An 18,346-nucleotide genomic window follows, 5' to 3' on the forward strand; every position below is an offset into this window, starting at 1 on the left:
CGTGTGGATACAACTGAACTAAAAGATCAGCAATTCGTCCCCGTCGATTTCGACCCCTTTGCCGGGCCGGAATTGTCGCTGTTCGCACCCGCTACAGAGCCGCAGATGGAGATATGGCTGTCGTGCAAGTTAGGCGGTCAGGAAGCTTCGTGCGCTTATAACGAAAGTTTCGCGTTGCGGTTGCACGGCGCTGTAGATATCGAGATATTGAAACGTGCGGTCGAGGCTTTGGTGACCCGTCACGAATCTTTACGTAGTGTGTTCAGTCCTAACGGGGCGAGCATGCTTACTTATAGCTATTTGGCACCTGAGTTGAGTGTGGAGGACCTATCGTCCAAACACCCCAACATCTTGCAAAGCAGCATTGATGGGTACATCGACAGCACCATGAAAACGCCGTTCGACCTGGTGAACGGCCCGCTTTTCAGGGTGAAGATATTTAAGCAGGACGCGCAATTATATACCCTGATCCTGACCGTTCACCACATCATTTGCGATGGCTGGTCATTCGGGGTGATCATGCAGGAGCTGAGTAAATATTACTCGGCATTTTTAGCTAATACGGTACCTAATTTAGCTGTTGCGCCAAAATTCAGTCAGTACGCGCAAGATCAGGCTAATTTCCCCGCTACAGCAGATTATCAGGAGATAGAAACTTTTTGGCTGGACCAGTACAAAGAATACGTCCCCGTTGTCGACCTGCCTACCGACCGCGCTCGGCCCGCCATGCGCACCTTCGCCAGCAAGCACTATAAAAAAGACTTTGAACCCGGTCTCACCGCCGCCATTAAGCAACTGGCAAGCAAAGCCGGCTGTAGTTTAGTGACCGTTCTATTAGCCGGTTTTGAGACCTGGCTGCAACACGTGACCGGTCAGGATGAAGTGGTGGTGGGTGTCCCTGCTGCCGGGCAGCTGGCATCGGGGAATATCGATCTGGTCGGTCATTGCGTTAACCTGCTACCGGTGAAAAGCACCATGGACAGCGAGAGCACCTTCCTGCAATACCTGAAGCAGCGCCGCCCGCAGATCCTGGATGCTTACGACCATCAAATGATCACTTTTGGTCAGCTGATCAAAAAATTGAATATCAGCCGCGACCCGTCGCGTGTGCCATTGGTGCCGGTGGTGTTCAACAGCGATATGGGGATGAACGAAGGTATCATCTTCCAAAACCTGACGCACGAGCTGTTCCCGGTGCAACGCAAGTTCGAGAACTTTGAGATATTCATCAACGTGAACGATATTGGCTCGGGCCTGACGATGGATTGGGGTTACACCTCGGCCTTGTTCGATCCCGAGACCATCGAGGCGATGGCAGGCGGCTTTGAACAATTGCTGGCGATCGTGACCGCCGATCCCGAAAAACGCATCCGCGATATTTTCAGTGGAGATAAACAGGATCAGGTATCTGACGCATCTATCTTAGCGGATACTGATGCCCCATACCCTGCCAAACCTTTGCATCAGCTGATCAAAGGCATCGCACAACAATATCCTACTAATACCGCCGTACAATTTGGCGATACCAAGCTAAGCTACAAACAACTGGACGAGGCTTCGGATAAACTGGCAGCCTTGCTTATTGGCAAAGGCATCCAAAAAGGCGATCTGGTGGCTTTGGCCGTAAACCGTACCGCCGATATGATGACCGCCTTGTTAGGCATCCTGAAAACAGGCGCGGCTTATTTGCCTATCGACCCGGAATATCCGGTGGAGCGCATCAAGTACACCCTTAACGACGCGGATGCCAAACTGATGATCATCCCGCATGATCACAGAGATCATTTTGTAACCGACACCGAGCAGCTGTTGATCGAGGACGCTATAGTTGAAAGTTCTGCGATCGACAGTCCTTCGCCGGATGTCCAGGTTGACCCAAGCGATCTGGCTTATGTACTATACACCTCGGGCACCACAGGTTACCCTAAGGGCGTACAGATCACGCATGCCAATCTGGTCAACTTTTTGGTGAGCATGCAAAGCGCACCGGGGATGAAGCCAGCTGATAAATTGCTGGCCGTTACTACCATTTCTTTCGATATTGCAGGTTTGGAATTATTTCTTCCGCTGATCACCGGGGCTTGTGTGGTTATTACCGATACACAGACCGCCCGCGATGGCCGTGCCTTATTGCAGATCGTTCGTGATCAGCAGATCAGCATGATGCAGGCTACGCCTTACACGTGGAAAATGTTGCTGGAAGCGGGATGGAACGAACAGTTACCGCTAAAGGTATTATGCGGCGGCGAGGCTTTGCCAAAAGACCTGGCCATGAAACTGCTGGAAAAGTGCGGCGAACTTTGGAACATGTACGGCCCGACCGAGACAACCATTTGGTCGACCGTGAAGCAGGTGACCCCATCGGATACCATCATTAGCATCGGGAAACCGATCGCTAATACACAAGTATATATTTTAGACGAGAAACGAAAGGCTGTGCCGATAGGCGCGACCGGCGAGATATACATTAGCGGCGATGGCGTAGCGCCGGGTTACCTGTATCGTGATACACTGACCAGGGAACGCTTTGTGGCCGACCCATTCCGCCCGTCGGCTACCATGTACCGCACCGGCGACCTTGGCCGTGTGATGCCAAGTGGTGAGATCCAATGCCTTGGCCGTACCGATCAGCAATTAAAGATCCGCGGTTACCGCATCGAACCGGAGGGCATCGCCCAACATATCAAAGACATCCATAACGTTAAGGACGCGGTAGTTACCTCAAAGAATGACCCGGCGGGTAACGCCCAATTGGTGGCTTACGTAGTGCTTCGCCATAAATTACATGTCGACGTACCCTTGCAGGTAAAAGAATGGCGCGATGAATTGCGCAAGCACCTTCAGGAATACATGGTGCCTAACTACATCGTCATCCTGCAAGCACTACCGCTCACGCCAAATGGTAAGATAGATATCAAGTCGCTGCCCGAGCCTGATTATACCCAGAACCGCCCCGCCTACGTGGCCCCACGTACCAGTATAGAAAAACAGGTGGCCGAAATATGGCAGCAGTACATGAATATCGAGAAGGTAGGTATATATGATGACTTTTTCGAGTTAGGCGGGCACTCACTGACCGCGGTAGAGATCATGACCGCGTTGGAAAAGCAGACCGGACAGGTATTGCCGCTGGCAAGTTTGTTCAATCATGCTACAGTAGAGAGACTGGCGTTGTTGCTAAAGATGGACGGCCGCTCGGTAACCTGGGATTCGTTGGTGCCGATAAAACCTTTGGGCGATAAGATGCCGTTGTACATCGTCCATGGTGCGGGGCTGAACGTATTGCTGTTCAATACCCTGGCCCAAAATATGGCGCCCGACCAGCCTGTCTACGGCTTACAAGCCCGTGGCATGAACGGCATCGACGAGCCGTTGAACCGCATGGAAGATATCGCAGGCCATTATGTGTCCGAGATATTGGCCCAAAACCCCGAAGGGCCTTATGCGCTGGCGGGATATTCTTTCGGTGGTATAATCGCTTACGAGATGGCCAAACAGCTGGATCAGATGGGCAAAAGGGTGAAGATGCTGGCCATGTTCGATACCTATGCTTATCGGTCGGACTATTTTGACCCGATGATCAAAAAGTTGGCGCACAGGGCATGGTTCTTTATTATGCAGGTACTCCACTCGCTGTGGTTGCTTATCAAAAAGCCAAAGGATACGTTCACTTATAAATCAGAGATGATCCGCCGCCGTTTGATACGGAAGTATTGGGCCATCCGCTATGGTAGAGAGCAGCAGCAGGAAGGTTTTTTTGGCTACTCTAACAAGATCGACCTGATGAATGAGGAGGCCGAGCGTAACTACAAACTGGAACCATACCCTATCGAGGTAGAACTGTTCCGTGCACGCGAGGTCACTTTCTATATGGAGGACTTTAAATACCTGGGGTGGAAGAAATACGCGCTGAAAGGTGTCAACATCCACGATATCCCCGGCGAGCATAACTTTATTTTTGCCCCTCCTAACGATAAGGAATTTGCCCGCGTGTTGCAGGAATGCCTGAACAAGGCCGAGCAAAAACGCTAAGCGCAAAACATATTGTACAGTGGTCCGGTTTACCGGATCACTGTTACCCAACCCGTCAATCTGCCCTTCAATTTAGTATCTATCACGTAGTAATAAACCCCGGCGGGTACTTGCTGTCCGTTAGCTGTGCCGTCCCATGGTACAGGGTAGCCTAACGAGCGGAAAACGCGCTGCCCGTTGCGGTTGTAAATGTCCACAGTGGCTTCTTCGTAAGCAACCAGTCCTGTAATGTTCCACCGGTCATTAATACCATCGCCGTTAGGGGTAAAGGTATTAGGGAGTGTTAACTCGGGCGATACGCGCACCATCACTTCTGCAGTTGTGGTACAGCCGCGGTTATCTGTTATTGTTAGCGTGTATCTGGTATCTACATCACCGGTGATCACCGGGTTCTTCACCGTAGTACTGCTGATATTTACATTAGGCGACCATGAATAGGTCACGCTCTCGTCGCTCACCGTTGGCACCAGGGTGATCTGCCTGCCTTTAAGCACATATCGCGTACCGCCTGCATCAAGTGTCGGTGGCGGAGTGAATACGATCGTGACTTCATCGGCAGGGCTATAGCAGCCTCCTGCATCAGCAACAGTGAACGTCAGCTTAACTTGTCTGGCGGCTATATCGGCAGCGCTTGGGATGTAAACAGCATTGATCTGCGAGGCATTGTTAAATACGCCCGATCCGCTGGTGGTCCATGTCCCACGTGTCCCGGCCAATATCCGGGCGTTCAATTGTACGGCGGTCGACTGTGCGCACACATTCTGATCCGCGCCGGCTTCGGTGGCAGGTTGCAGACCAAAGGTAATGGTCAGGTTAGATGCAGCGGCCGCGCAATCATCGGTGCTGGTAGATGTTAACGTTAGTATGACCGATCCGGCTGTTTTATCGGCAGCCGAAGGGATGTAGGTTGCGTTGAGTACATTGCCGGCGGGTGAGAAAGTCCCGGTGCCGGATGAGCTCCACAGTCCTGTAGTAGCTCCGCCACCTATACGCCCTGTCAGCGGGATCGCGGTTGCCGAAGGGCAAATGATCTTGTCATCCCCGGCGGTAGCTGTCGGGGCCGGGTTAACTATCACGTCAACAAAAGACGAAGGACCGGGACAACCGTTGATCTGCAAAGTAAGCGTATATCTGCCCGCTGCCGCGGCTGATGCCGGGATGGTCGGGTCTTGCTCTTGCGAGGTAAAGCCGTTAGGGCCGGTCCACAGGTAAGTAGCCCCGGCAACAGGTTTTGCAAAAAGCGTGATGGTACTGGCCACGCACACCGGCGAATTGCTGGTGACCACCGGGGTAGGCGGTGTAGGGTAAACTGTAACTGCATAGGTGAAAGAAGCGCCTGTGCAGCCGAATGCCGTAGGCACGATCGTATAAACGGCAGTGATAGGGTTGGATGTGGTGTTTACTAATCGCTCGTTAATAATACTACCGGTCTGGTTCCCGCTTGCAGGGTTGTTGCCTACTGCCGGCCTGCTCCACGCAAAGGTGGCCGATGGTACGTTGGACTGTATATTGTAAGGCAAGGCTATATTATTACAAGCGGTGCCTTTATCGGCGCTGGTGATATCTACCCTGGGTTTTACATTAACTGTAAAAGTGAATGTGCGGTTGCAGGTGCCAAGGCTGTAACTGAACACATAGACAACATCGATAGGTGCGTTGGTGGTATTGAACAATACTTCGCGGAGTATCGGTGCGCCCTGCCCCGATACTGCCGTATTGCTAATGCCGGTCACGGCGGCCCTGCTCCAGGTGAAACCACTTACCGCTTTATCAAAGGTAATGGTATAGTTGCTTGCGTTGCCATTACAAACGCTCATGGTGGCAGGGCTGGTCACGGTCACATCGGGGTAAACGGTCACCACATAGTCGAATGGTCTGCCCGGGCATGTGCCCATCAGCGGTACAATGTGGTAAGTTACATCGATAGCATTCGCGCTGGTGTTGATAAGGGTTTCGGTTATCGTGCCCGATGTTTGGTTAGATACTGCCGTGTTGGTAATGCCTGCCACTGCCGCCCTCGACCAGGTGAATGTAGCCTCAGGCTCGTCTGACGTGATAGTGTAATTTAACGGTGTGCCGCCGCAAACTTCGCCAAAGCCCCCGCTGACTATCATGGCATGTGCGTTAACTTTTACGTTGACACGGGTGCGGGTACTCACACAGCCGTTAGCAACCGCTTCTACATATAATGCCGTAGTGGTGTTCAACTCCGGGGTGGTGTAGCTTGTACCGATGTCCAGCAGATTGCCGCCCGTAGCGGCGCTGTACCAATTATAAGTTGCAGTCCCGGCATTGCTGACGGTAAGTACCGCTTTATCACCCATACAAATAGCGGGCGAATTAACGATGGGTGCCAACGGCGATGCGGCTACCGTTACCGTTACGGCCCGCCTTACGCCGGTAAAGCCGTTCAGTTCGGTAGATACGTAGAAGGTGCGGTTGGCGGTCAGCACAGGTGTTAGGTAGGTATCGCCTGTGCTTAGCAGGTTGCCGCCCGTAGCAACATCATACCAGCGATAGATACCACCCGGCGCGGTAGCTTGCAGTGTAGCCGTGTTGCCCGAGCAAATGGTAGTGCCCTGTGCAGTTGGCGCAGGTGGTACATCATTAAAATATATCCTTACCACATCTGCACCAGGACCACAAGACCCTGCCGGGTTTGCAGATGTGAGCGTTAATGTGGCCACCGTTTCGCCCGGGCCTGCTGTGTAAACGGGGTTTAGTGCAGTTGGATCGGAGAAGGTACCGCTGCCTCCGGTCCATCGGCCTGTGCTTGCACCGCCGGTGATGCTTCCGTTCAGTTGGGCGATGTTGCCGCTGGCTATCGACTGATCAGGGCCCGCATTCACCGCCGCGCTTGCATCAATGGTAACAGTATATTGGGCGGTCCTTGGCGCACAAACTCCCGATCCGTTAATGGTATTGGTGATGGTATAAGTGCCGGGCAAACTCGCTGCCAGGTTTATTTGTCCCGTGGCGGCGCTTACAAATACCAGGCCCGCCGGCGATGCTGTAAAACTACCTGCGCTATTGCCGTTAGGGAACGCGGGTGATGGGTTGGCATTGCTTTGGCAAAATGGGCCGGCATAGCTAAAAGTCGCGCCTTGCCCTGCCCCGATAGTGAATTGGGCCGTGGTTACGCCGGTACAGGATCCGCTGCTTGCAAAAGATATGGTGTACGTGCCGGGTAAGCTGGCGTTCACATTTATCTGCCCAGTGGTGTTGCTCACAAATGTTAACCCTGCAGGCGACGCGCTGAAGGTACCCCCGGCCGGATTATTGATCACAGGTGTGGTGTTACCCGAGCCTGCACATACCGTGCTGCTTGGATACTGAAATTGTGGTGTTGGCCCGGTGATGAGCGTCACGGTAACAGCCGTGCGCGGGCTTGCGCAGCCGTTGTTCTGAGTTTCGGCGTAGAAGGTTGTTTGCTGGTTAATGGCCGGTGTGGTAAAACTGTTACCGGTACCCACCATGTTACCGCCAATGGCAGCATCATACCAGGCAATAGTGCCTGTACCTGTACTTGCTGACAGTGTAGCCGTGCTGCCCGGACAGACCAATGCCCCCGTACCCGATGGTGCAGACGGCAACGGAGTTACAACTACTGATACCGCGCTGCGGGCACTTACACAACCATTGGCAGATATGGCCTGCACATAATAATCAACACTGGCCGTTAATTGCGGGCTAACGTAGGTAGATCCGGTACCAAGCAGGTTGCCGCCGGCAGGGGCATCATACCATTGAAAATTAGTGCCGCCCGTTGCTGTTAATACGGCCCGGTTACCCGCACAAATAGTGGTGCTGTTGGCCACAGGTGCGGCTACCGGTGGTTGCACTGTAACATCTACAGCGGTGCGGTTACTGGCGCAGCCGTTTGCCGACATAGCCTGCACATAATAAGTAGTTGTTGCGGTTAAAGCCGGGGTAGTAAAAGTAGCCGTGCTTGCCAGCAAATTACCCCCTGTGGCGGCATCGTACCATTGGTAGTTACCTGTAGAGTTGGTTGCAGTAAGCGTTGCCGTGCTGCCATTGCAAATAAGGGTACCGATGGCTCCTGGTGCATCCGGTCGGGTATCTATGGTGACCATGACCGGTATGCGCGCACTAACACAGCCACCATTATTGGCCTGCACATAGTAAGTGGTATTTATGGTGAGCGGTGGTGTATCAAAAGTATTGCCCGTAGCCAGCACTGCGCCACCCGATGGCCTGGAGAACCACTCGGCCACGCCGATGGTAGTATTAGCTACCAAACGTGCCGGTGCATCGGGGCAACTGGTTACCGGCGATGCAGTAGGGGCGGGCGGCGTTTGCGTCACCGTTACTGTCACCGGTGTGCGGGTGCTCTCGCAACCTGTGGTGGCCTGTACATAATAGGTTTTTGTGGCGGTCAATACCGGGGTGGTAAAATCGGGACTGGTGATGAGTGATGTGCCACCGGTAGGTACATCGAACCAATCTATATTGCCCGCCGGGGCGCTGGCCTGTAAATTTGCCGATGTGCCCGAACAAATGGTCACGCCCGATGCCGCAGGCGGCTGGGGTAAAGCGGTAATATACGCCGTAGCCTGTGACCGTGCCGTAACGCAGCCATTGATCACTGCCGAAACGTAATAATTAGTAGTAGCGTTGAGTGGCGGTGTGGTAAAAGTACTGCCTGTTCCAACCTGTGTCCCGCCCGAGGCGGCATCAAACCAGATATAATCATTATAGTCCGTAGCGGTAAGGGTAACACCCATACCAGCGCAGGCGGTTCCGTTGATAGTGCTGGGAGGGCCATATACAAAAACGGTAACGGCCTTACGCGGACTAATGCAGCCCGATACCGTGGTCTCTACATAAAATACCGTTTGCCGGTTAATGGCCGGTGTTACGAACAGTTCTCCCGAACCTAAAAAATTTCCGCCGATGGGAGCGTCATACCATTGATAGGTGCCACCCGGACCGGTAGCCCGTAATGTGCCCGTGGTACCCTGGCAAACAGCTATGTCGGCCACAGTGGGTGCAGCAGGACTGGCGGTAGATGTGATCGTAATACTTTTGCGGATAGGCTGGCAACCGGGCGTGGCATCGGTTATGGTAACGGTATAAGTGCCGGATTTATTTACGCTGATAAAATCGGTGGTTTCGCCGGTGCTCCAACTGTAGGTATATGGCCCGGTGCCGTTCTCTGCGACCGCGGTAAGCACCACGCTACTGCCCGAACAGATGACCGTGCCAGGCGACTGGATATTAGCGGTTAAAGTGCAGGTTTGCGCGTAGCCGATAACTGCGCACAACAAAAAAGCCAATAAAAGTAAACTTTTCTTCATACCACAAAAACCTACCGCGTACCGATCAATTTATCAATAGCTTTTACAGTTCCGGATCAAATTTTTAAATATTGTGTTATTACAAATATTCCTAAAAGTGGTTTTTGAACTGCCGGGAATTTTATTATACGGTGATGAACACCGCAATGTTCATTTTGTTCACGGTTTTTAATATCGTTTTAATATAAAGGTACTGTAGGTAAGATGTTTATGATCTTGTTTGCCCATTGCCCCGCACCACCCATTTGTAGCTGGTGAGCTCGGCAAGGCCCATGGGGCCACGGGCATGCAGTTTTTGGGTGCTGATACCGATCTCGGCACCAAGGCCAAATTGTGCCCCATCAGTAAATGCTGTTGAAGTATTAGCATAAACGGCGGCAGCGTCAACGCTGTTAAGGAAACGTTCGATATTGTCCGGATCTTGTGATACGATGGCTTCGCTGTGTTTTGATCCGTAGCGGGAGATGTGATCTAAAGCTTCACCCAACGATGCAACCGTTTTAATGGCCATCTTTAAGGATAAGAATTCCGTGCCGAAATGTTCAGGTTCGGCTGGCAGAAGTAATTCAGCAGGGTAGGAGCCGTCCAGTGCCTGGTAAGAAGCTTCGTCGGCAAAGAGCTGCACTTGCTTATCGATCAATGGCGCGGCTATCTGCCCTAATAATGGTAATAAGTCCTGATGTACGATCAGGCAATCCAGCGTATTGCAAACGCTTGGCCTGCGCGTTTTAGAGTTGAACACGATCTTGCCCAGCATATCCGCATCGGCACTTGCATCGCCGTAGGTGTGTACGATGCCGGCCCCGGTCTCTATTACGGGTACTTTACTGTTCTGTCGCACATAGTTGATCAGCCCCTGGCTGCCGCGCGGGATCAGTACATCTACATAGCCCGATGCGTTCAGCAAAGCCTCGGTAGCTTCGCGTTCGGCAGGAAGGAGAACCACTACGTCCGCGTTTATCCCGTTGTCGCCAAGTACATGATGGATCACTTCATAAATAGCTTCATTTGTATATGATGCATCACTGCCACCTTTCAACACAGCTACATTGCCCGTCTTAAAGCAAAGTGAGAACACATCCACAGTCACATTTGGTCTTGCCTCGTAAATAACACCCACTACGCCGAGTGGCACGCTTACTTTAGCGATATGTAACCCATTGGGCATATCCTTTTCTTCGAGCACGCGGCCGACCGGGCTTTCAAGGTTGGCAACATTCCTAACCTCGGCGGCAATATCTTCAATGCGTTGCGGGGTCAATTTCAGGCGGTCGTATTTGGCATCGGCGGGATCCATGCGGTCCAGGTCCTGTTGGTTGGCGCTGATGATGGCATCTGTATGCGCGATCAGTCCGTCAGCCAAAGCCAATAACACCTCTGTGATACGCTCTTTAGTCAAGCCTAAAAATACTTTTTGCGCGGCTACCGCTTTTTCAAAATAGGTTGTATAGCTCATCGCCTTATGCGTTCAGGTATAAATAATCATAATGTACCAATGGTCGCTGTTTTTTTTGACCGATGCGCTCGCGGGCTTTGTCAGATCCGTATTCGGCAATGCCCAGGCCGATCTGTTTACCGGTATCGTCTATCAGTTTAATAATGTCGCCTTTTTGGAAATCGGCCTCGATACTGATCACCCCCACTGGTAATAAGCTATTGGCCTTGTTAGATGTAAGCACAGCTTTGGCACCTTCGTTGATCTTCACTACCCCCTTAGCAAAATTTTGCGAGTGCGCTATCCACTTCTTTTTGCCCGATGTGTTGCGGCTCGGTATAAACTGCGTGTGCGTAAGCTTGCCGGCCAGCAGATCCAGCAATACATTATCCCGTGTGCCGTTGGCTATATGTACAGTGATACCGAGTTGTGCCACCTTTTGGGCCATATTGCTTTTGGTAAGCATACCACCACGACCAAATGACGAACGCGAGGTAGTAACGAACGACGCGAAATTAGTGGCCGTACCATCTATCTGTTCGATCACCTTGCTGCCCGGGATCTTGGGGTCGCCATCGTAAATGCCATCTACGTTACTTAGGATGATGAGCGCCTGGGCATTCAGCATCGAGGCGATCAGTCCGGCCAGTTCATCGTTATCGGTGAACATCAGTTCGGTTACCGATACCACATCGTTCTCGTTCACCACCGGGATCACGGCGTGTTGCAGCAGGATCTCCAAACAGTTCTTCATGTTCAGGTAGTGCATACGATCGCGGAAATCCTCTTTGGTCACCAGCACTTGCGAGCATAGCGTTTGATACTTCTCTAACAGCTGCGCATAGGTATTGATCAGCTTTACCTGCCCGATGGAGGCCAGCAATTGGCGGGCGGCTACGTTGTTGGTCTTTTCGTCGATGCTGATCAGGCTTCTGCCCGATGCTACCGCGCCTGATGATACCAGGATCACCTCGGTGCCCTGCTGCCTGATTGCCGCCACCTGATCCACCAAATGACTGATGCGCGCGGCATCGGGCAACCCGTTGGCTTGCGTAAGTACATTAGAGCCTATTTTGATAATGATGCGTTGATATTTTGCCGACATAGATGATGGGCCTAATATACGGCTAATCTAAATACGACCGAAATAGTAGATAAAACCTATCGCATGCGCCGAACACCTAATTTTATATCTTTACCGGGGATGAAGAACCGACCATCGACCTACCGGAAACAACTGATCGCCATGGCGGCCCTGTGCGTGCCTATTATTCTGCTGAGCTGGTTCCAGAACTATCCATATGCGGTGGAGCGCTTTTATTCGTCGGGCTTTTACCGCGGGATCAATTATATCATCAGGCCGGTGGTCAATGTCGTGCCGTTCAGTATCGGCGATTTTTTTTACACGGTCATTATCATTTTGCTACTGAGCGGGATATATAGGTTCTTCCACGCGGTGTTTAAGGGCCGGTTTAAAATAGCGGGGCAGTTTGTGCTAAGGTTGATCATTGGCTTACAGATCGGTTGGCTATGGTTCTACACCTTATGGGGTACTAACTACTACCGCCCGCCCGCCGCCGAACTATTGCACCTTACCGATACCAGCTACACCCTAAAAGACGTTGCCGATGTGGCCGGGCGCATTATAGACAGCGCCAACACCCTGCGCGCCACGCTGGATAGTGCCGATCTTAAACAGCCCAACGATACCATTTACGTGCGGGCCTTATCGGCCGTGAACGACCTGGGTACTACATCGCCAAAAATGAAGCCCGTTTGGGACAGGGCCAAGCCATCCATGTATTCGCACCTGCTTAATTACGTGGGTACTTCGGGCTATTATAACCCTTTCACCGCCGAGGCGCAGATCAACTACCTGATGCCCCTGCACGACCGCCCCTTTGTATCCTGCCACGAAATGGCGCATCAAACCGGCTGGGCACGCGAGGACGAAGCTAACTTTGCAGGCTATGTAGCAGGCATCAGATCGCCCGATAGATTACTAAAGTACTCATCCTACTTTGCCGGGGTCGAGGAGTTTATGCGCTACCTGCGCAGGCGCGATACCGTTGCTTACAAAGATCTGCGGTCACGGATATCGCCCTTAGTAGTAGGCGACTTTAAGGCCGACAGCGCCTACTGGACAAAATACCAGGGCCCTGCCGAAGCTGTCAGCAGTTTGTTTTTTGATAAGTTTTTAAAGGCGAACAACCAGCCGCATGGCTTGCGGACCTATAACCGGATGATACGGTTGACGATGGCGTATTATAGGAAGCCCCCCGACCCCCTAAAGGGGGAGTAATTGTATCGCCCGATGCAAACAACTTCCTCACTGATAATGTTATCCCATCATGATCAGCGACGAAGCATTTAACGAGGCCTTTAAACCCCTGCATATCCCCTCAGCCTATCACGCCACCGATAGTTGGCGCGATAAGATAGCTTTCGCGCTGGCCGAGATAGAAGCGGGGACGGCTGATGATGTGGCTATTGAGTTGCTACGCCTCGATCCGGCTCTTGATAAGACCGAAGTAGACCGTCAAACCCAAAGCATCCTTAAAACCCTATTCGATAGCGGACTGATCAAGGGGACAAAATTACACCACGGTGTATTATATAATCTTAGTAAGATCTTGGTGCCGAATTCGGGCAGTACCCACCCGGGCAGGTAGGGATATTGGGTCGGTGGTGTCATTGTGTTTTACCAATAATTAACATCAAACGCAGCCGATCTAACTTTAATGAAATTTTAATAAAATCGTGCAAAAAACGACCGGTGTATTTGGAATACCGGGGTCGTTTTTGTATCTTTAAGGGTACTAACCCTTACAATGAAAACTATTATCACAACCTTATTGATGTGCGCCGTCGCGGCAACATCAACAAAAGCCCAACAACAAACTGCTTATCAAGGTCCCGGCGTTCAGCCCTATGGCAAGGTAGATGTTACCGACCTGCAAATGAAAGAATGCGACTTTGAGAAGGATGCCAACGCCATGGTATTGTTCGACAAAGGCCTGATCTGGTACGACTCGGACTTTAACATCAACATGGAGCGCCACAAGCGCATCAAGATCTTTAACGACAACGGTAAGAACGAGGCCAACGTGCGTTTGGAGTTCTACAGCACGGCACATTTCGAGTATATCAGCGGTCTGGAGGCGCAAACCATCAACATGGTGAACGGTAAGGCTGAGGTTACCAAGCTGGACAAAAAGTCCATCTTTACCGAGGTGATCGATAAGTCGCGCTCGGCATATGTGTTCACCTTCCCTAACGTAAAACCGGGATCCATCATCGAGTATAAATATAAGTGGGGTACCAACTCGTTAAGCAATATGCCCAGCTGGTATTTTCAGGGGATGATACCTACGCGCTACAGCGAGGTTGATACCCAGATACCCGACGTGCTTAGCTTTAGGGAGCAAAACAAAGTGCGCCAGCTCTATGTGCTTAACAAGCCTACGTCCGAGTCGCGCAGTATCGGCTTCGGCGATGATGCTTTCCACTACTCTTTAGATGGGCGCAACCGCGCGCTGGCAAATATCCGGTCGGCCCCTAACGAGCCTTATATGTTCTCGCCTGCGGATAATATGCAGTCCATCTTTTTCACGCTTACCTATATCAAGCCGGTGAATGGTTTTACCCGTTCCTACTCGGATAGCTGGGCTAAAGTTGGCGGTATGCTGGCCGAGTACGAAGATTTTGGCGGTCAGCTGAAAAAGAAGATCGATAACGAGGATGCCATTATCACAAAGGCCAAAGGCTTTAAAACTAATAGCGAAAAGATAGCCTACATTTATAAAGAGGTGCAGTCGGCCATGAAATGGAACGAGCAGGACCGCTGGTACACCAACGAGGGTATATCTAAAGCCTGGGAAAAGAAGACCGGCAACTCGGCCGAGATCAACCTGATCCTATATCACTTGCTTTACCGTGCAGGTGTAGAAGCCTTCCCGATGGTGGTGAGCACCCGCAACCACGGCCGCGTTAACCCGGCGTTCACTTTCCTGTATCAATTTAACCGCGCGGTGGTGTATGTGCCCGGCGATAGCACCGTTAACCATATTTTGGATGCGACGGGCAAATACAATAGCTATACCGAAACGCCCGACGAACTGCTTAACTCATCGGGCTTGTACATTGATAAGGACCATAAGAAATTTGATATGGTTTTCATCAGCAAAAAGGTACCGGCGCAGCGCTCTATCCTGATCAATGCCGATATTAAACCCGATGGTAAAATGGACGGCAACGCCCAGATAGCCAACTATAGCTATAACCGTATCACCGGTATTAAACGCTACAAAAGCGACGGCGAGCAAAAGTATATCGACTTTTTAAGGGGTAACGATAACAACATCAAGATAAGCGAACTGAAGATGGAGAACATGGAGGACGACAGCCTCCCGCTTAACCAGGCGCTTAAGTTTAAAATGGATCTGACCGGCAGCGATGGCAATTACATTTATTTTCACCCGGCGCAGTTCTCGCCTTTAAAGACCAACCCTTTTTTGAGCGAGACCCGTTACTCGGACATCGACTTTGGCTATCGTGATAACTTTTCGCTGATGGGTAACTACACCATCCCTGCCGGCTATAAGATAGATGTGTTGCCTAAGAGCACATCGCTGGTAATGCCCGATAAAAGTATATCGTTTAGAAGGCTGGTGTTTGAGGAGGATGGCAAAGTATCCGTCCGCTACACGGTAGATCATAAAAAGGTGATCCACTTTAAAGAGGAGTACGACCTGATGTTCGACTTTTACAAGCAACTGCACGAGTTAATGAACGAGCAGATCGTGTTGAAAAAGATCTAAGTTGATGCAGATGATCACATTACGTAAAGCGTTAATAACGGCGGCTTGCCTGTTGATAGGCAGCATAGGTTATGGGCAGGATAAAAGCATACCCAAGGAGTATTACGATGCCGGTACTTTGCCCGCAGAGTTAAAAACGGATGCGCACGCGGTTATCCGGTACTCGGCCGATGATATTTTTGTGAAAGGCCCGGGCAGCCAAACCGTAAAGCACCATAGCATTATTACCGTGCTTGATCAAAAAGGCGACGACGCGGGCGAGATGGTGATGTTCTATAACCGCAAATTTGATACCTACAGCAATATTGAGATAAAGGTTTACGGAGCTACCGGTCAGCTTTTAAAAAAGTATAAAAAGAGCGACATGTACGAGCGCTCGGCCGTAAACGACGAGACCATTGTGACGGACGACCGCTTGCTGGCTATTCAGCATACCATACCCAGCTACCCAACCACGATCGAACTGGTTTACGAGGAAAATATCACCAGTTATATTAACCTTAACAGTTGGATGATACGCCCTAAAGCAGATGTTTCGGTGCAATTAGCTACCTGCAAAGTAACGGTAGACCCGGCCGCGGGCTTTAGGTACCAGGCGCAGAATATTGCCGTGCAGCCACACAAGGACACCCAGGGCAGCAGCAAAATGGAGACCTACTTTTGGGAAGTAAAAGACCTTAAAGCCAATAAGCCCGAAGAGAATACCCTGCCCTGGCAAATGCAACAAAAGGTAAGTTTTGCTATTAACAACTTTGAGTACTATGGCACCGGCGGCGCTATGGATAGCTGGCAAAACTTTGGCAAATGGATAGCCAAACTTAACGGCGATGCCAATGTACTGCCGCCTGCCCGTGTAGAGGCTATTAAAAAAATGACGGATACCATTAAGAGCGATAAGGATAAGGCCCGTTTCCTGTATAATTACGTTCAGCAGAATATGCGGTACGTAAGCATCCAGTTGGGGATCGGTGGTTTAAAGCCGTTCCCGGCTACGTTTGTGGATCAAAAAAAGTATGGCGATTGTAAGGCGCTTACTAATTATATGAATGCGCTGTTGAAAGCGGTAGATATACCATCGTACTATGCTATTATCAACGCCGGTACCAACGCCAAACCTGCCGATCTGGATTTCCCGAGCAACGTATTTAACCACGTGATCTTGTGTATCCCTTTTAAAAATGATACCACCTGGCTGGAGTGCACCAGCAGCACGCAACCCTTTGGCAAACTGGGCACGTTTACCGAGAACCGCCGGGCTTTGTTGATCACCGAGGATGGGGGTAAGTTAGTAAGCACGCCAAAAAGTGCCATTGAGGATAACGTTTTTGACAGCTTTGCCAACGTGAGCCTTAAACCTGATGGCAGCGCGGTGGCGAAACTAAAGCTCCTTTCGACAGGGGAATACCGGAGCCTATACACGGGTATGGAGAGCATAAAAATGGACGAACGTAAGGAATACCTGCTACGCTCGCTCAATATCAAACAACCTATCGTATTTGACCTGAAACCGTCCGTAGACAAACTTGGGGTAAAAGAGATGAACCTTGAATTGCTTTACGATAAATTTTGTGACATGAAGGTTGGCGATAAGCAATTTTTAAAACCTGCAGCCTTTGATCTTTGGCATAACACTTTTCCGGAGCTGACCGAGCGCAAGAACGACTTTTACTTTGAGCACCCCATGAAAAAAACCTGTCTCACCACTATCGACCTGCCCGAAGGTTACGAGGTGGAATCGCTGCCGGCCGAGGTGAAATTAAAGTTCAGTCATGGTAATTACGATGTAAGCTATAAATACGATAAGGATAAGAACCAGGTGATAGCCTCGTCGGCTTTTAAACTATCTGAGCAGGTTATCCCCGCCGCTAAATATGCCGAAATGCAGCAGTACATGGAGGAGATAGCCCGATCGCAAAGCAAAAAACTGGTGATCAAACGGAAAGCGTAAATTTGCCCTGATGATATTCAGGCTTGATGAACGTTTGCTATTCCCCAACCCCGAACTGGCAGAAGATGATGGCCTGCTCGCCATAGGCGGCGACCTGTCACCCGAGCGGCTGTTGCTGGCTTATCAAAATGGCATCTTCCCCTGGTTCAGTGATGATGACCCTATTTTGTGGTACTCACCGCATGAGCGTTTTGTGTTCTTTCCGGAGAAGATCAAAGTATCTAAAAGCATGCGCAAGGTGCTGGCATCAGGCCAACTTAAAGTGACGTTCGATCGGGCCTTTGCCGAAGTCATCCGTGCTTGCGCCGCCATCCCCCGTAAAGATCAGGACGGAACATGGATAACGGCTGATATGATCAATGCTTATATTACCCTGCATCATCTGGGCCACACGCATTCAGTAGAGGTTTGGCAGGATGACACGCTGGTAGGCGGGCTTTACGGCGTAGTGATCAACAAAGTGTTTTGCGGCGAAAGTATGTTCAGCAAAGTTTCCAATGCCTCAAAAGCAGCGCTGATCAGCCTTTGCCAAAGCGGTTTGTATGATATGGTAGATTGCCAGTTCCATACTGATCATTTAGAATCGATGGGTGCAGAGATGATCGGTAGGGAAGAGTATATGTGGGTGCTTCAAAGTTCGTCGCCTGGGGTGTCATGGTGAGCTTGTCAAACAATGGTGCGGGGCTTAACGCTATGCAATTGGCGTTCCTGCATAGTGGCAGATCCCGCGCACGTCGCCCTTTGACAAGCTCAGGGTTACACCCTATGTTATATCTTGCAAACGACGCATTTG

The 18,346-nt window shown here is 50.9% G+C and carries 9 protein-coding genes; 6 read left to right on the forward strand and 3 right to left on the reverse strand.

Features of this window, described 5'->3' with window-relative positions:
- Positions 1-3 precede the first annotated feature (3 nt).
- Positions 4-4,032: a non-ribosomal peptide synthetase gene (locus IRJ16_RS15925; RefSeq protein ID WP_194112610.1), complete on the forward strand. Its 4,029-nt coding sequence runs from the start codon at positions 4-6 to the stop codon at positions 4,030-4,032.
- Between the two features lie 29 nt (positions 4,033-4,061).
- Here the strand turns inward: IRJ16_RS15925 and IRJ16_RS15930 are convergent, their stop codons facing one another.
- The 3 genes from IRJ16_RS15930 to proB form a co-directional block, all read right to left on the reverse strand.
- Entirely contained in the window at positions 4,062-9,350 is a 5,289-nt protein-coding gene (locus IRJ16_RS15930) for an Ig-like domain-containing protein (RefSeq protein ID WP_194112611.1), read from the reverse strand.
- 208 nt (positions 9,351-9,558) lie between these two features.
- Complete coding sequence (locus tag IRJ16_RS15935) at positions 9,559-10,806, reverse strand: glutamate-5-semialdehyde dehydrogenase (protein ID WP_194112612.1); 1,248 nt, start codon at positions 10,804-10,806, stop codon at positions 9,559-9,561.
- 4 nt (positions 10,807-10,810) lie between these two features.
- Positions 10,811-11,890 carry a glutamate 5-kinase gene (gene proB / locus IRJ16_RS15940; RefSeq protein ID WP_194112613.1) on the reverse strand — a complete coding sequence of 360 codons (1,080 nt, stop codon included), beginning with the start codon at positions 11,888-11,890 and terminating at the stop codon, positions 10,811-10,813.
- Between the two features lie 63 nt (positions 11,891-11,953).
- Between proB and IRJ16_RS15945 the strand changes: the two genes are divergently transcribed.
- From IRJ16_RS15945 to aat, 5 genes are all read left to right on the forward strand, one after another.
- Complete coding sequence (locus IRJ16_RS15945) at positions 11,954-13,087, forward strand: DUF3810 domain-containing protein (RefSeq protein WP_194112614.1); 1,134 nt, start codon at positions 11,954-11,956, stop codon at positions 13,085-13,087.
- Positions 13,088-13,136: 49 nt separating this feature from the next.
- On the forward strand, positions 13,137-13,457 hold the full coding sequence (locus IRJ16_RS15950; RefSeq protein WP_194112615.1) for a hypothetical protein: 321 nt from the start codon (positions 13,137-13,139) through the stop codon (positions 13,455-13,457).
- Between the two features lie 159 nt (positions 13,458-13,616).
- On the forward strand, positions 13,617-15,605 hold the full coding sequence (locus IRJ16_RS15955) for a DUF3857 domain-containing protein (protein ID WP_194112616.1): 1,989 nt from the start codon (positions 13,617-13,619) through the stop codon (positions 15,603-15,605).
- A gap of 4 nt (positions 15,606-15,609) precedes the next feature.
- Positions 15,610-17,553 (forward strand): DUF3857 domain-containing protein, encoded by a 1,944-nt coding sequence (locus IRJ16_RS15960; RefSeq protein WP_194112617.1) that lies wholly within the window; start codon positions 15,610-15,612, stop codon positions 17,551-17,553.
- A 10-nt stretch (positions 17,554-17,563) separates the two neighbouring features.
- Positions 17,564-18,214, forward strand: coding sequence for a leucyl/phenylalanyl-tRNA--protein transferase (aat, locus tag IRJ16_RS15965; RefSeq protein WP_194112618.1), 651 nt, complete (start codon positions 17,564-17,566; stop codon positions 18,212-18,214).
- Positions 18,215-18,346: the final 132 nt, after the last annotated feature.

It is taken from the genome of Mucilaginibacter myungsuensis, assembly GCF_015222005.1.
Classification (GTDB): Bacteria; Bacteroidota; Bacteroidia; order Sphingobacteriales; family Sphingobacteriaceae; genus Mucilaginibacter; species Mucilaginibacter myungsuensis.

Bases quoted from the DNA above. Each gene is read 5' to 3' on its own strand.
- IRJ16_RS15960 (WP_194112617.1), top strand. From the start codon at position 15,610: ATGCAGATGATCACATTACGTAAAGCGTTAATAACGGCGGCTTGCCTG.
- aat (WP_194112618.1), top strand. From the start codon at position 17,564: ATGATATTCAGGCTTGATGAACGTTTGCTATTCCCCAACCCCGAACTG.
- proB (WP_194112613.1), bottom strand. From the start codon at position 11,890: ATGTCGGCAAAATATCAACGCATCATTATCAAAATAGGCTCTAATGTA.
- IRJ16_RS15950 (WP_194112615.1), top strand. From the start codon at position 13,137: ATGATCAGCGACGAAGCATTTAACGAGGCCTTTAAACCCCTGCATATC.
- IRJ16_RS15935 (WP_194112612.1), bottom strand. From the start codon at position 10,806: ATGAGCTATACAACCTATTTTGAAAAAGCGGTAGCCGCGCAAAAAGTA.
- IRJ16_RS15930 (WP_194112611.1), bottom strand. From the start codon at position 9,350: ATGAAGAAAAGTTTACTTTTATTGGCTTTTTTGTTGTGCGCAGTTATC.
- IRJ16_RS15945 (WP_194112614.1), top strand. From the start codon at position 11,954: ATGCGCCGAACACCTAATTTTATATCTTTACCGGGGATGAAGAACCGA.
- IRJ16_RS15955 (WP_194112616.1), top strand. From the start codon at position 13,617: ATGAAAACTATTATCACAACCTTATTGATGTGCGCCGTCGCGGCAACA.